Below are 13,889 nucleotides of genomic sequence, written 5' to 3' on the forward strand. Positions count from 1 at the left end.
CAAAGGAAATAGTATGGAGGTAATATTTTAGTTATGAGCCGTTTAGTTCTCGTCTGACACAATTACAGTTGTTGTAATGTCTCCATATCCATCAATAGTATCACCCTTTGTGCGAACATTTGACATTTTAACATCATCTATTAGTGGTTTGTCTTTCTTGTCAATATAACAGCTGCATCTACATATCCACTTGCCACCTTTGATATATTCCTTTTCTTTTTTTGATATTGCACATTTCTCTAATGTAGGTAATTTAAAACTCTTCATATTTTTATAATAATTACTTTTATAAAAATAAGACGAATAAACCTTTATGTAGTATCATGAGTTTATCAAGATTTTATAAGTCTTATAAAATTATTAAATTAGCGTAATATTAATTCAAATTTATTTGTGGGAAAATTTATAAAATATTTATCATTTGCAGCAATACTTTCTATTGTACCCTTACAAGTAATATGGTTATTTACTAATTACAAGTCCTATGAAAAAAGTTTGTACTATGATTTTGAGTTGTGTTTAAGAGAGTCTCTTGATATTGAATTAACCAATAGAATTAATTCAATGAAAGGGCATGACGCACTGGCTATAGGAGTGTCTGACGATGAACGTGTGGTTTCCACTGACGATTATTCTGTTTATAATGATTTTGTTTCTAAAGAATATCATAGACCGATTGTGCTTGAGAATGTAAAAAAAATCTTGGAGGAGAAATTACATTCCAGGGGTGTAGATAAGCCTTTAATTAAGTTGGGAATTTTCAGCACAGACAGCTCGTTATACGCAAAAAAAATAAATTATTTCGCAAACAAGAATGCAGGTTTTGCTAAAAAGTTTTATTCTCAGATAATTCCACTATATGCAGATTATTCATATGGGGTGCAAGCTGTTTTTCATAATCCTTATTATGTTGTAATAAGAAAAATGTTTTGGCTATTGCTTTTTTCAATGATTGTTATGCTATTTGTCATTATTTGTTTGATTCTGCAAATTAGGATAATTATAAAGCAAAGTGTTATTTCTAAAATGAGACAAGACCATACGTATGCTATTGTGCATGATATGAAAACCCCGTTAACAGCAATAATGCTGGCAGGAAAAACAATGAATATACTTTATGATAATAATAAAATTCCGCCAAAACATTATTTGGACAATATTTGCAATGAATCTGAAAATTTAAAAAGGCAGTGTGACAAAATATTGACTATAGCAAAGCTGAACAGTAAGAAAATAGCATTTAATTTTTCAGAGGTAAATGTCTTTAACCTCTTTTTGGAAATTGCTGATAAGTATTCATTTATTAAGATAAAGAAGATATTATTTGAGTATGATGTGAAAGCTGTTAAAGTGATTACAGATATTGATTATTTATCTGAGATGATCATAAATTTAATTGATAACTCAATAAAATATTCTGGTGAATCGGTAAAAATAATATTAGCTTCTTGTCAGAATGCAAATAATATAGAAATTTCTGTAACCGATAACGGCTTAGGTATCCCACATGATAAGAAATGTGTTTTGTATAAACAGTTTGAAAGGGGGGATAACGCCACAGGGAAAAGTGGGTATGGGCTTGGTCTTCACTATGTTTACATTGTAATGAAAGCCTTGGGCGGAAGTATGAAAATTGAAAGTGAATTGAAAAAATACACTAAGATTATCCTTGCTTTTCCTCAACGGAAAGCATATAACCCTCACCCCTAATGTTTTCTATCTTGACAGTGTCGTCATTATTAAAATATTTCCTAATGGCAAATATCCTTGTATCTAGATTATGATATGAACCTTCATCATCGCGATTCCATAATGTTTCTGTGATGTTGGTCCGTTTAACTACATTTCCAATATTCCTACAAAGCATCTCTAAAATCTTAGATTCAGTATGTGTTATTGCTTGTTCGTTTGTTTCATACCTGATTAGATTAAGTGGCGGAATGAATACGTATTTGCCTATTAAATATTTATCCTTATATCCATATCCCCTTGACTGAAGGATTGATCTGATATTCATGTTAAGTTGTATTGCATCAAAAGGTTTTTTAATATATGCATCTGCACCAATTTGATGTGTCAAATCCATTCTGCCTGTTAACACAATAATGGGGGTGTTATTTCCTCGTTCTCTTATTAAGTCAATCATTTTGTTCCCATCCATTTCAGGCATATCAATATCTGTTGCAATGATGTCAGGCCTTGCTCCCTTTACTAAAGATAGTCCATCTTTTCCATTGTATGCGCAAATTACTTCATAGTCACCGTACAAATCTTCTAATGAAGCCTTAATTGTTCGGCACAATGAAATGCTATCCTCAACTAACAGTAATTTAATCATATTTACAAATTTTACTCACCAATCAAAGTTAATAAATTTTGATAGATTCATGATAATACATCCTAAAATTGAGTTCTAAATTTGTAAAAAAAGAAACCATAAATTGTTAAAAACAAAAAGATTATAGTAAAGATTATTTGCTCATTGGATCATGCTGAGCAAGTTTGTCTAACTATCAGGTAAGCAATATAGCAGATGCCGAAAAGCTAAAATAGAGTAGGCAAACAATTAATATATATAATTATTATGCATTCATTAAAGCTTAATTCACAAGAACGAATGTCTCTGTCAAAAAAAGAGATGAATCTTTTAAATGGCGGCAACAGAATATGCTCCTGTAGCTGTTATTACGCTAATAATGAGGGGTCATCTATTGATGACAACATGTCAGCAAATGCCGTGAATACAGATCCAGATAAGAATCAGTCTAAAAATGGTGATAACTCGCATACTGTGGTTGTTTGTACACCCACAACTAAAAGATCATAACCTAAATTATAAGTATTCAAATAAGTATATATGTTGAAAATAATATCATATTAGCTAGATATAAGAATAATTATGATAAGAAAATTTTCTATGCTTATTACTTTGTTGCTATCAACACTGCCATGTCTTGCACAACTATATCATACGTATCCAAGAGACGTAGCAAGCAAAAAGGTAATAGGCAAATATGATTTGTCTGTAGTGTACAAATTTAGTTACGAGCAAGATACAATTTCTAAGGTTAAGATGTTTGACATAGAAAAGCTAGAAGTTGGAAATTCCTTTTCACGATATTTTAGCCGAGATGCGGATATTGTAGATTCTTTAATGTACAAAAACCGTTTATTCCCCGTTAAAAATAAGGTTGGGGCAGACCATTATGAGTATAGTATGAATAGACAACCATATGAAAAAGAGAGATATTCAGATATATACATGAACTATCCATCCAAGGGAACTCTTCTTTCAAGGGTTGCAATTGTTAATACAGAATATGAATACTGTGAGCCTGTGAATGCATTTGTATGGCAGTATTCAGATTCAGTAGCAAACGTATTAGGCTATAACTGTAAGATAGCATTCACATCTTTTAGAGGTCGCAATTATAAAGTCTATTACACAGAGGAGATTCCAGTAAGCTACGGCCCTTGGAAATTTTATGGATTGCCCGGATTAATAATGAAAGTAGAGGAGAAAAGTGATACGTTTATTTGGGAAGCTATAGGCGTATCACAAAAAGATGGAGATATCTACATTTTTGACCCATCCGTAGGGCGTACCATGCCAAGTGTTCCGTATATGAAAATTAAAAAAACGACACGTGCAATTGTTCAAAAACTTGAGAAATTGGAGTGGCAAGACCCGCTTTATTTGCTTCAACTCCACGGCAAACATATTCAGGGGTATATGACACAAAATCCTCATACAAAAGAGTTTAAAATGGGAGATATAAAAGATATAAATCCATCAGGATTTATGGATCCTTATGTTCCGCCATTGGAGTTAGAGTAAATTAATTAGCGGAGGTTATTCAACTATGAAAAAAATCAAACTATTGGTGTTGTTCTTTTTTATATTCACTCCAATAATAGCAATTGGACAAATTCACACTAGAGGATTGTTCGGCGTCTATCACAGAGATGCGGCTGTGAAAAAGGTGATTGGAAAGTATAATTTTTCAGTTACTTACAAGTTCACGTATGCGATTGACACTGTAACAAAACATAAATATTTTGATATGCATAATTTGGAGGTAGGAGATACTTTTTCCAGATACTATAGTACTAATGCGGACAAGGTAGATTCCATTCTTCTAAAGGAGCGGGAGTATACTAAAACACATCCCCATGCGTCAAAGTATGGTGAGCGTGGTGAGTATATAAACAGGTTTGATCATTCTGGGTGGATGCAGCCGTCTGAATTGGAGAGACAGGAAATGTTTTATCAGAACTATCAGCAGAAAGGTGTTGTAACATGCAGGATACTAATTTGCAGGGTGGATTATGAATATACGGAGCCTCTGGGAGATTTCCACTGGAAGATAGCAGACAGCAGTTCGTCCATTAAAGTTCTTGGGTATGGCTGTCAAGTTGCAACAGGCAATTTTAGAGGCAGAAACTATAAAGTATATTTTACAGAGGAAATTCCGGTAACGTGCGGACCATGGAAGTTTAATGGTTTGCCTGGATTGATATTAAGAGTGGAGGAGTCAAGCGGACTGTTCAAATGGGAGGCGGTAGGTATAAGTCAGAAACCTGGTGACATCTATATACATGATCCAAAGGCTTTTCCTTCAAAGAAATCATTGCTAGTAGTCAAAAAGGTTAGCAGAAAACAAGTTATGAGTATGCAAAAGATTGAATGGGAGGACCCTATGGGATTAATGAAGATGCATGATCCAAGTACGAATTATTATCGTGTGGACCTTAAGACTAATTCTATATTGAACGAAAAGGAAACAGCATTAGAGAGAGCAAAATATTACATACCTCGTTTGGAACTAGAATAAATGTTTTTTAGTGCCTGTTTGCCTATACAGCAAACAGGCATTTTCGCCAGAACTTTGATTATCAATTTTGCTAAGTGCAAGATTTTGATAGATTCATGATGATACATCCTATGATTCAGTTTTAAATTTGCCTTATTGAGTTTGTAAATCATTAGTAATGAATAAATTTAGAGATATTAAGCCAGATGAGATTGAGAATAATTTAGTCAATCTTAGACAACTGGTTTTTGAGGTGACAGATGCCTGTAATCTTAAATGTAGGTATTGCGGTTACGGGGATCTATATTATGGTTATGATAAGAGGGAATCTAAATACCTTTCAGTCAACAAAGCAAAAGTGCTACTAAATTATTTGTCAAATATTTGGAATGCTAATATAACTAATGAAGAAAATCCGCTCACATATATAAGCTTTTATGGCGGAGAGCCTCTATTGAATATCGGATTTATTAAAGAAATAATTGCTTATATAGAAAGTTTGAAACTTAAACGGGATATACTCTTTTCTATGACAACTAATGCAATGCTTTTGGATAAATATATGGATTTCTTAGTTGAGAAAAAATTTAGTCTACTTATAAGTTTGGATGGAAATAGGAGGGCACAGAGTTATAGAGTTACAAAAACAACTGGAGAAAATTCATTTGACAAAGTCATTAGTAATGTTAAAGCACTTCAAGCTAAATATCCTAAATATTATAATGAACACGTGAATTTTAACTCTGTACTGCATAACAGGAATAGTGTTGGTGGTACATATAGTTTTATTAAAAAAAACTTTTATAAAGAGACAACAATTTCTGAATTAAATAATTCAGAAATTAGAGAGGATAAGCGGGATGAGTATGACAGAACATTTAGAAACAAAATTGAGAGCATAAAAAATTCAAGTAATTGTGAAGCACTTGAGAGAAAACTTTTTTTAGGAGATCCAAAGACAAATGATTTACTTCTATTTCTCCATCAATATAGTGGAAATGTTTTTAAAAGCTATGCTTCATTTCTGGTAAATCCAGAAAAAATATTAAGCACAAATACTGGGACATGTATTCCATTTGCAAAAAAAATGTTTGTAACTGTGAATGGAAAAATTTTGCAGTGTGAAAGGATTGATCATTCATTTTCTCTAGGCACTGTTTCCGAAAATGAAGTACATCTGGATTTAGACAAGATTGCAAAAATCTTTAACAGATACATTGCTAAAGTTAGGGGACAATGTTCTGTATGTTATAGAAAACGTTCTTGTATTCAATGTTTCCACTATATCCCTGATATAAAATCACAACATCCATCATGTCTGGGTTTTATGGATAAAAAACGTTATGACATGTACTGCTCGTACTGTTTAGGGCATCTTGCAAAATATCCAGAGCTTTATAAGAAGATAATGACAAAAGTTAGAGTTGACTAATAATGAAAAATAAGTTAATACTTTATCCTTCCACTTTCTTATGGTTTAAAAGAGATAAGGGGTTGTTATACAATTCTGAAACATATAAATTATCAGAATTTATAGTATCTCCATCTGTTGCCAAGTTATGTAATGTCCTTTCGAAGTCCTGATAACCTATATTCTGTAGTGATTGATGATATGTACTTGGATGAATTTGAAAAAAATTTATTTGCATTATAACATCAACACATTATGGTACACTTGTGAAAATTAACGATAACGTTATTTCATATATGCCTCTTTTAAGTATTCAAAACGGGCAACCGAATTTAAGTTATTTGTCCTCTATAACATTTTATATTGGTGGAACTTGCTTGAAAACTGATCATTACAAACAAACGATATTTCCTATATCAACAACTCAATCTCTTAATACAGATGATGCCGTTTTATTTGTTAAAATGTTTTATAGGAGCTGTAATATTAAAATAAATCTTGTCATATCTGATATAAATGATTCAAAATGTCTGAATAAAATCCTTGAGGCATTTTACTTTATGAAAGAAGATGTCGTATTATACACACTCGCAGATGATGTTGTTAGTACTAGACTCATAAAAAAAGCAATTCATCTAGGATATGTATTTCATTTCGTTTTTCTGGGCAGTACATTAAAATCTGATATCGTTAATAGATTAAAAAATATCGGATCTTCCAATGTTCTTATTTTCAATGAAAATGAGTATTTTATTACAAAAAATATCATGCTATCTGCCCATATATCAAAATATAATGTTATCCCAATTTTTAGAAATAATATAAAATTTTTCAAAGAGGATGTTTATATGGACAACAAGAGCATTAGAGCAATTAAATTGTCAAAACGGGAGGTCTTTGCGCATCAGTCTATTAATCTAAATTTCTTTGGCGATATGTTTGTTATGCCAGATGGAAGTGTGTATTCAAATGTAAACATGCAACCCATTGGCACAATTAAAAACTCCATATATCAGCTAATCACTAATGCGTTAAAAAAACAGCAAGCATGGTTGCTTATAAGAAATAAAGGACGTTGCAGACAATGTGTTTATCAGTGGCTATGCCCTTCGCCTTCAAATTATGAATTGGTGACGCATAAATGTAATCTTTGTGATATAGTGGAAGCCGAAAAACTAAAATAGAGTAGGCAAAATATTTTAAAATTAATATAATGAAAAAGTTAAATCTTATCAGTACTGAACAATCAAATGCTCTTAGGAAACAGATGCAAAATTTAAGGGGTGGCTATGTTAAGGGAGAGCCAGGTAATTGCTCTTGCGGTTGCAAGTACGAGGGTAGACCTGGTGGGTCTTCTTATTTTGATAATGGTGTTGCAAATAATCTTGCTGGAATACAAGATGATGGGGTTACTAATGGCTTTCTATTGCCAGCTGTGGTTGTCGCCAACAAAAAAGAATGTGATACAACAGATCCTGATATAATTGTGGCTAACTAGATATTGCGCATTTCATTCCAATTGCTATAAATCTATGAAAAGTATCAATCAAACTATTATATGTTTATTTATTTGTTTTACGCTCATCCCAAATATAATTATTGCTCAAGGTGAACAGCGTTGCAAAATTAAGAGTAGTAAATGGACTCATTACACTATAGATACTTGTAAGTGTTTGATATCATTTGAATTTAAGTTTTTTGATAGCATGGATCAATATAAAGGAAATGAAGCATGTTATGATGTTAAGCAAGTCGAAGTAGGGAACAGATATGTGCGCTATCATAGTATCATTGGAGAGAAAATGGATTCACTAGGTCAAATTCATAGTACTCATTATTCTTGGCGTGATAAATTGGGTGTAAATAATAATCCCACATGGGAGGATGTATATTTTAATTACCTAAAGAAAGGTGAATTATTTTTTACCGCTCTTTTGATAAACTATGAGTATTGTTACCAAGAGCCTATCCCAAAGATGGAATGGAAGATGATTGACGGTCAGGATACTACAATTATTAACCATAAGTGTTATATGGCAACAACTGATTTTTACGGGCGCCATTATACAGCATGGTTTGCACCAGACATTCCAATCCAATACGGCCCGTACAAGTTTAATGGTCTTCCGGGAATGATACTAAAGATAGAGGATTCAGAGAAATTTTTTAGGTGGACCGCAACAGGTATAAGCGTTCCTAAAAACATTAAACCAATGTACTTTGAACAGGGAAAAACCGTGGTAAAAACTGATAGAAAAGGATATTTAAAACTATTAAATATGAGGTGGAAGGACATTGCAATGTTGTACAAATCTCAAGGAGCCGGGGTTTTTATGGCTGGTACAGGATGGCTTGAGCCAGGTCAGATTGTCCTTTCGCAAATTCCTGAGATTGAGAAAGAATAGATTATGTTTTTCCCCCACTGTATGCAGCTAGATTCCATGGACTGCGGCCCCACGTGTTTGCAGATGGTTTCTTCCTTCTACGGTAAGAGCTACTCTCTTAGGAACTTACGTGAGAGATGCCACATAACCAGAGAAGGAGTGTCCATGCTTGGCATCAGTGATGCGGCCGAGTCCATTGGATTTCGCACAGCTGGTGTAAAGATCACATGGGAGCAATTGCGTGATGAAGCCAACCTTCCATGCATCGTTCACTGGAATCAAAGGCATTTTGTAGTAGTGTATAAAATTGCCAAAACAAAGAGAAAACTTTTTAGCGGCAATAGAGAATCCAAAGGATATGAAGTGTATGTGTCGGACCCGGCGGAAGGTCTGCTCAAATATAAGGAAGAGCAGTTTTTAAAGTCCTGGCAGACAAATGGAAAGGGCTTTGCTCTTCTTCTGGAACCAACGCCGGCCTTCTACAAAGAAAAGGGAGATGAAGACAAGCGCATGGGCTTTGCCTATGTTTTGAAATACCTTCTTCCGTATAGAAATTATGTCGCCCAGCTTCTGCTCTCTATGCTCATAGCGGGAGGGCTGAGCCTTCTGCTTCCGTTTCTCACACAGTCAGTTGTAGATACGGGAATAGGAACCGGCAACATTGGCTTTGTAGTTATGATACTAATTGCACAAGTTGTACTTGTGCTCGGTCAAATGGCAAACAATCTTATCAAGAGCTGGCTCATGCTGCACATGACAACGCGTATAAGCATCTCATTGATAAGCGATTTCCTTAGCAAGCTTATGAGGCTCCCCATAGCCTTCTTTGACAGCAAGATGGTTGGTGACATTCTGCAGAGAATAGATGACTATGACAGAATACAGAGATTTCTTACAGGCTCGCTGCTGAGCATCATCATGGCAGCCGTATCATTTGTCATTTACGGCATTATAATGTGCGGATACAATCTTGGGATTCTTGGAGTGTTCATCCTTGGCAGCGCGCTCTATATTTTCTGGGTCATGACTTTTTTGAAGCGGAGGCGCAAGCTGGATTACATGAGATTTCAGGAGGCGTCCAACAATCAAAGCAGCATAGTCCAGCTTATAGGAGGCATGCAGGACATCAAGCTGAACAACTGTGAGAAGCAGAAGAGATGGGAGTGGGAAAGTATTCAAGCAAAACTTTATAAGATAAGCATCAAGGGGCTGACACTGGCTCAGACCCAGGAGGTAGGAGGCACCTTCATTGATCAGACAAAGAATGTCCTCATTTCTTTTATGGCCGCAAGTTCTGTCATTAAAGGAGGTATGACGCTTGGAATGATGATGGCCATGCAATATATTATTGGACAGCTTAATGCGCCAATATCTCAGTTCATCTCCTTTGTGCAGTCAACCCAGGATGCAAAAATTTCACTGGACAGAATGAGCGAGATAACTGAGAAGGATGACGAGGAGCCGGATGGCATTGAGAAAATAAGAAACATCCCAGGCGATTCCGCCCTTGAGTTTCAAAATGTTGTATTTCAGTATGAAGGGCCTTATTCAGATAAAGTACTCAACAATATAAACCTAACAATCCCGCCCAACAAGGTTACGGCCGTTGTCGGAGCCAGCGGAAGCGGCAAGACGACAATGCTTAAGATGATTCTTGGCTTCTATAAGCCAGTGGAGGGCAAAGTGTTACTGGGTGGGAGAAAATTGGATTTATACAGTGAGAGCTGCTGGAGAAAAATTTGTGGAGCCGTCATGCAGGAGGGATACATCTTTTCAGATACAATTGCAAACAATATTGGTGTGTCTGAAGAAGTTCCGGATATGTCAAAGGTGAGGCGCTCAGCAAAACTTGCAAACATAGACACATTCATAGATGAGCTGCCTCTTGGATACAGCACAAAGATTGGAGCATCAGGTCACGGACTGAGCAGCGGACAAAAACAGCGTCTGCTGATAGCAAGAGCTGCCTACAAAGATGCAAGGTATCTGATTTTTGATGAGGCCACTAATTCCCTGGATGCCAATAATGAAAAGCAGATCATGGAAAATCTTAAAATGCTCTTTAGAGGTAAGACAGTTATTATTGCGGCCCACAGGCTAAGCACTGTAAAAGATGCAGACAATATTGTTGTGCTGGACAAGGGAGTGATAGCAGAGGAGGGAACGCACAAGGATTTGATTGCAAAGAGAGGATATTACTACCAGCTGATAAAGAACCAGCTGGAACTGGGAAACTAAATTTGTTGCATATGCCATCTGAAGAGAATTTTTACAGCGATGAGGTCCGTGAGATAATGGGACGCATTCCGTCTTGGGTAACAAGGTGGGGTATATGTATCATTGGGGCCATCTTGCTGCTGCTGTTGGGGTGTTACTTCATAAAGTACCCCAAGACAGTTGTTGCAACTGTTGTAATTACAACACTCAATCCTCCTGCTGACCTTGTTGCAAGATATGACGGAAGGATAGAGCAACTGTTTGTCAAAGACGGAGAAAAGGTAAGAAAAGGTAAGAAAAGGGGAGGTTATTGCAACGCTGGAAAATACGGCGGACTATGAATCAGTTGCATTCTTGGAAAGAAACATTAGGATGACATTGGGCAAACCGTTTAGCGTAACAGTAAATGAAAGTTGGATAGCAGGCAATTATCAGTTGGGAGACATACAAGCCGATTTTGCTCAATACCAGAGCCTTGCGTTTGAATATAAAACATATCTTTCCATAAATCTGATAGGTAAAAAACAAAATCTTATACGCAGCCAGATATCAAAGAATGCTGCTTATGCAGGACAATTGAAAGAGATTAATGGACTGGTGAACAAGGAGATGTCCTATGTAAGAAAAGGGTATGAAAGAGATTCTATCTTATACAGCACCAAGACTATTGCAACAGGTGATATAGAGAAGTCCGCGCGCACTTTTTTGCAGGGCAAACAGTCAAAGCTTAGTTCAGACGCAAACATTACGTCCCGCTGAGCTGCAGGTTATGCAAAGCAGGCAGCAGCTTACTGAATTGGATATGCAAAGACAGAATGAAATTGAGGAATATGAGAGAAAACTTGGCAAGAGCAGGCAGGAACTTATTGCTGCAATTGAAAAGTGGAAAGAGAATTACGCATTGATTGCACCTGTTGCAGGCAAGATGACGTTCATTAATTATTGGAGCAATAATCAGAGGATTACATCCGGCGACAGACTGGCCAGCATTGTGCCGGACGACAATGTTAAGGTGATTGGAAGGCTTTCGGTGCCGCCTTCCGGGTTTGGCAAAGTGAAAGATGGTCAAAGAGTTCTGGTTGCGCTTGAAGGCTACCCATACATGGAATTTGGAAAACTGAGCGGAATAATTACAAGCATATCCGCTGTGCCGGATAAAGACAACAACTATCAGGTGGAGGTCTATTTTCCTGAAGGTCTGCGCACTACATACAAGAAAAACATCAGCCTTATCCAGCAGATGAAAGGAACCGGAGAGATAATAACAGAGGACATGAGGCTGATAGAGCAGCTGATCAATCCTATAAGATCTTTATTCAAGAACAACTAAAAAATGACAATTTGGAGACATAGATTTTAAAATGGAATAGCAAACTTTAAGAATTGCTATGAATAGTAACTCTTAGATGCAGAGAGCAATCTGTATAAATCAATTGCAAAAAACGCATATTCTAATTTTTAAATTTTACTAAAATGAAAAAAATTGATTTAAGTAGTTTGTCCAAAGAAATAGCATCTAAGAAAATGATGCGGCGTTTGTCAGGTGGAGCTGGCAATTGTGGATGTGCATGTAAGTATGAAGGGAAACCAGGAGGTTCCACTCTCCAAGATAATGGCCAGGCTAATTATGATCTAGATATCCCTAATGATTTTAACGGTTTTGTTCCAACTGTTATAGTAAAGGGATAAATGAATATTTAGAGGTTTCCTTGGCGCTATTAATATTGTAATAACAATTAAGATATATGAAAACAATTAAAAAATCGTTGCTAATAATTTTGTTGTTGTTGTTATTTGTTCTTCCACTACACGGACAAATATCAGGCAGAAGAATTGGTGTTAGGTTTCGGTATGGCTCAAAATATACACACAGAGTTATTGATACATGTAAGTTGTTTATTACATATCAATTTAAATACTTTGATGATGAATCAAAGAAAGGCAAAAATACAGATATTAAATACTTGGAAATTGGCAACCGATACATCCGCTATCATTCCTATTTAGGTGAGCAAAGAGATTCATTGTACTCTGTGACAGTGAATGTGAATTTTGATTGGCGGTCTAAGCTTGGCATTGAACGCGAGTATTATCCAGATTTAGAAGATGTTTATTTTAATTTCCACAGCAATGGAAACCTCTTTTTGACCTCTTTGGTTCTTAATTATGATTATTGTTATGAGGAAACAATCCCTGTAATTAATTGGAATCTTGAACCAAATAAAGATACCACAATTATTGGGCATCATTGTCTTTTTGCAACTGCGCAGTATTGTGGCAGGCATTATAATGCATGGTTTGCTCCTGATATTCCCATAAAATATGGTCCTTATAAATTTAATGGATTACCAGGGCTGATTATGAAAATCTCAGACTATGATGGTTTTTTTGATTGGGTTGCAGTAGGAATCACAACGCCTAAAAGAATTAAAAACATATATTTTGATCAAGCTCCTCATGTAGTTAAAACTGACAGAAGTGGTTATAGAAAGGTCTTTGATATGCAATGGAAGGATATTGGAACACTTTACAGATCACAAGGGTCTAACTTGTATGTTGGGGGTCATGGATATTTACAACCTGGTGAAAATATTGACATTCCGCAAATTCCTGCAATTGAGAATGAATAAATTTTTATTAAAAAACACATTATGAAAACGACGCAAAAATTAGTTATGCTATTGTTTGTTGGACTATTAATCATGCCGGTAACTTGCTGGTCTCAAAGTAAAAAGAATAAGAAAGAAAAGATTGATTGGGCACAGAAAATTTTTAACGGCACAACATGTAAAGAGGTGACAAAGAGAAAACTATTTTTCGTTTACAAGGATGGAGCATGGGAAAATAGAGTTTTTGTGGACTCGTCAAAAAACGTTGGGTATAAGCTAGTGAAAAACATTAAGATAGATATAAAGCATCCCTATCAATTAAAGCTTAAATGGGCCGTTGCAAAAAGAGATTCAATTAGAGAAGTTCTGAATTGTGCAGACGTTCCTGTTAGGATTGATACTGTTGATATCTCGCAAGTGCTGCTTTGAAATAAGTAAATTTAAAGTAAGCTAT

At 35.5% G+C, this 13,889-nt stretch carries 17 protein-coding genes; 15 read left to right on the forward strand and 2 right to left on the reverse strand.

Features of this window, described 5'->3' with window-relative positions:
• Positions 1 to 42 precede the first annotated feature (42 nt).
• Positions 43 to 267: a hypothetical protein gene (locus LKM37_07335; protein ID MCI1720798.1), complete on the reverse strand. Its 225-nt coding sequence runs from the start codon at positions 265 to 267 to the stop codon at positions 43 to 45.
• A 126-nt stretch (positions 268 to 393) separates the two neighbouring features.
• On the opposite strand from LKM37_07335, the gene LKM37_07340 reads away from it, so the two are divergent.
• Positions 394 to 1,710 carry a HAMP domain-containing histidine kinase gene (locus LKM37_07340; GenBank protein ID MCI1720799.1) on the forward strand — a complete coding sequence of 439 codons (1,317 nt, stop codon included), beginning with the start codon at positions 394 to 396 and terminating at the stop codon, positions 1,708 to 1,710.
• On the opposite strand, the gene LKM37_07345 is transcribed toward LKM37_07340, so the two are convergent.
• On the reverse strand, positions 1,664 to 2,338 hold the full coding sequence (locus tag LKM37_07345) for a response regulator transcription factor (GenBank protein ID MCI1720800.1): 675 nt from the start codon (positions 2,336 to 2,338) through the stop codon (positions 1,664 to 1,666). The two genes, LKM37_07340 and LKM37_07345, sit on opposite strands and share 47 nt — an antisense overlap.
• A 300-nt stretch (positions 2,339 to 2,638) precedes the next feature.
• Here LKM37_07345 and LKM37_07350 point away from each other — a divergent pair, with 300 nt between their 5' ends.
• The 14 genes from LKM37_07350 (at position 2,639) to LKM37_07415 (ending at position 13,864) form a co-directional block, all read left to right on the forward strand.
• On the forward strand, positions 2,639 to 2,827 hold the full coding sequence (locus LKM37_07350; protein ID MCI1720801.1) for a hypothetical protein: 189 nt from the start codon (positions 2,639 to 2,641) through the stop codon (positions 2,825 to 2,827).
• A gap of 72 nt (positions 2,828 to 2,899) precedes the next feature.
• A complete protein-coding gene (locus LKM37_07355) occupies positions 2,900 to 3,838 on the forward strand; it encodes a GLPGLI family protein (GenBank protein MCI1720802.1) in 939 nt (312 codons plus the stop codon).
• Positions 3,839 to 3,863: 25 nt separating this feature from the next.
• The gene (locus LKM37_07360) at positions 3,864 to 4,835 is read left to right on the forward strand and encodes a GLPGLI family protein (protein ID MCI1720803.1); all 972 of its coding nucleotides are present in this window, start codon (positions 3,864 to 3,866) and stop codon (positions 4,833 to 4,835) included.
• Between the two features lie 157 nt (positions 4,836 to 4,992).
• Complete coding sequence (locus LKM37_07365) at positions 4,993 to 6,246, forward strand: radical SAM peptide maturase (GenBank protein ID MCI1720804.1); 1,254 nt, start codon at positions 4,993 to 4,995, stop codon at positions 6,244 to 6,246.
• Between the two features lie 245 nt (positions 6,247 to 6,491).
• Positions 6,492 to 7,409: a hypothetical protein gene (locus tag LKM37_07370; GenBank protein MCI1720805.1), complete on the forward strand. Its 918-nt coding sequence runs from the start codon at positions 6,492 to 6,494 to the stop codon at positions 7,407 to 7,409.
• 29 nt (positions 7,410 to 7,438) lie between these two features.
• The gene (locus tag LKM37_07375) at positions 7,439 to 7,723 is read left to right on the forward strand and encodes a TIGR04149 family rSAM-modified RiPP (GenBank protein ID MCI1720806.1); all 285 of its coding nucleotides are present in this window, start codon (positions 7,439 to 7,441) and stop codon (positions 7,721 to 7,723) included.
• A gap of 34 nt (positions 7,724 to 7,757) precedes the next feature.
• Complete coding sequence (locus tag LKM37_07380; GenBank protein MCI1720807.1) at positions 7,758 to 8,630, forward strand: GLPGLI family protein; 873 nt, start codon at positions 7,758 to 7,760, stop codon at positions 8,628 to 8,630.
• 3 nt (positions 8,631 to 8,633) lie between these two features.
• Positions 8,634 to 10,847 carry a peptidase domain-containing ABC transporter gene (locus tag LKM37_07385; protein ID MCI1720808.1) on the forward strand — a complete coding sequence of 738 codons (2,214 nt, stop codon included), beginning with the start codon at positions 8,634 to 8,636 and terminating at the stop codon, positions 10,845 to 10,847.
• A gap of 11 nt (positions 10,848 to 10,858) precedes the next feature.
• Positions 10,859 to 11,167, forward strand: a complete 309-nt coding sequence (locus LKM37_07390) for a hypothetical protein (protein ID MCI1720809.1) — start codon at positions 10,859 to 10,861, stop codon at positions 11,165 to 11,167.
• 31 nt (positions 11,168 to 11,198) lie between these two features.
• A complete protein-coding gene (locus LKM37_07395; protein MCI1720810.1) occupies positions 11,199 to 11,585 on the forward strand; it encodes a hypothetical protein in 387 nt (128 codons plus the stop codon).
• 10 nt (positions 11,586 to 11,595) lie between these two features.
• Positions 11,596 to 12,156, forward strand: coding sequence for an HlyD family secretion protein (locus LKM37_07400; GenBank protein MCI1720811.1), 561 nt, complete (start codon positions 11,596 to 11,598; stop codon positions 12,154 to 12,156).
• A 143-nt stretch (positions 12,157 to 12,299) separates the two neighbouring features.
• Entirely contained in the window at positions 12,300 to 12,515 is a 216-nt protein-coding gene (locus LKM37_07405; protein MCI1720812.1) for a TIGR04149 family rSAM-modified RiPP, read from the forward strand.
• Between the two features lie 56 nt (positions 12,516 to 12,571).
• Positions 12,572 to 13,456 carry a GLPGLI family protein gene (locus tag LKM37_07410; GenBank protein ID MCI1720813.1) on the forward strand — a complete coding sequence of 295 codons (885 nt, stop codon included), beginning with the start codon at positions 12,572 to 12,574 and terminating at the stop codon, positions 13,454 to 13,456.
• Positions 13,457 to 13,477: 21 nt separating this feature from the next.
• Positions 13,478 to 13,864, forward strand: a complete 387-nt coding sequence (locus tag LKM37_07415; protein MCI1720814.1) for a hypothetical protein — start codon at positions 13,478 to 13,480, stop codon at positions 13,862 to 13,864.
• The last annotated feature ends 25 nt before the right edge of the window (positions 13,865 to 13,889 follow it).

The organism is Bacteroidales bacterium (assembly GCA_022647615.1).
Taxonomy (GTDB): Bacteria; Bacteroidota; Bacteroidia; order Bacteroidales; family UBA932; genus Egerieousia.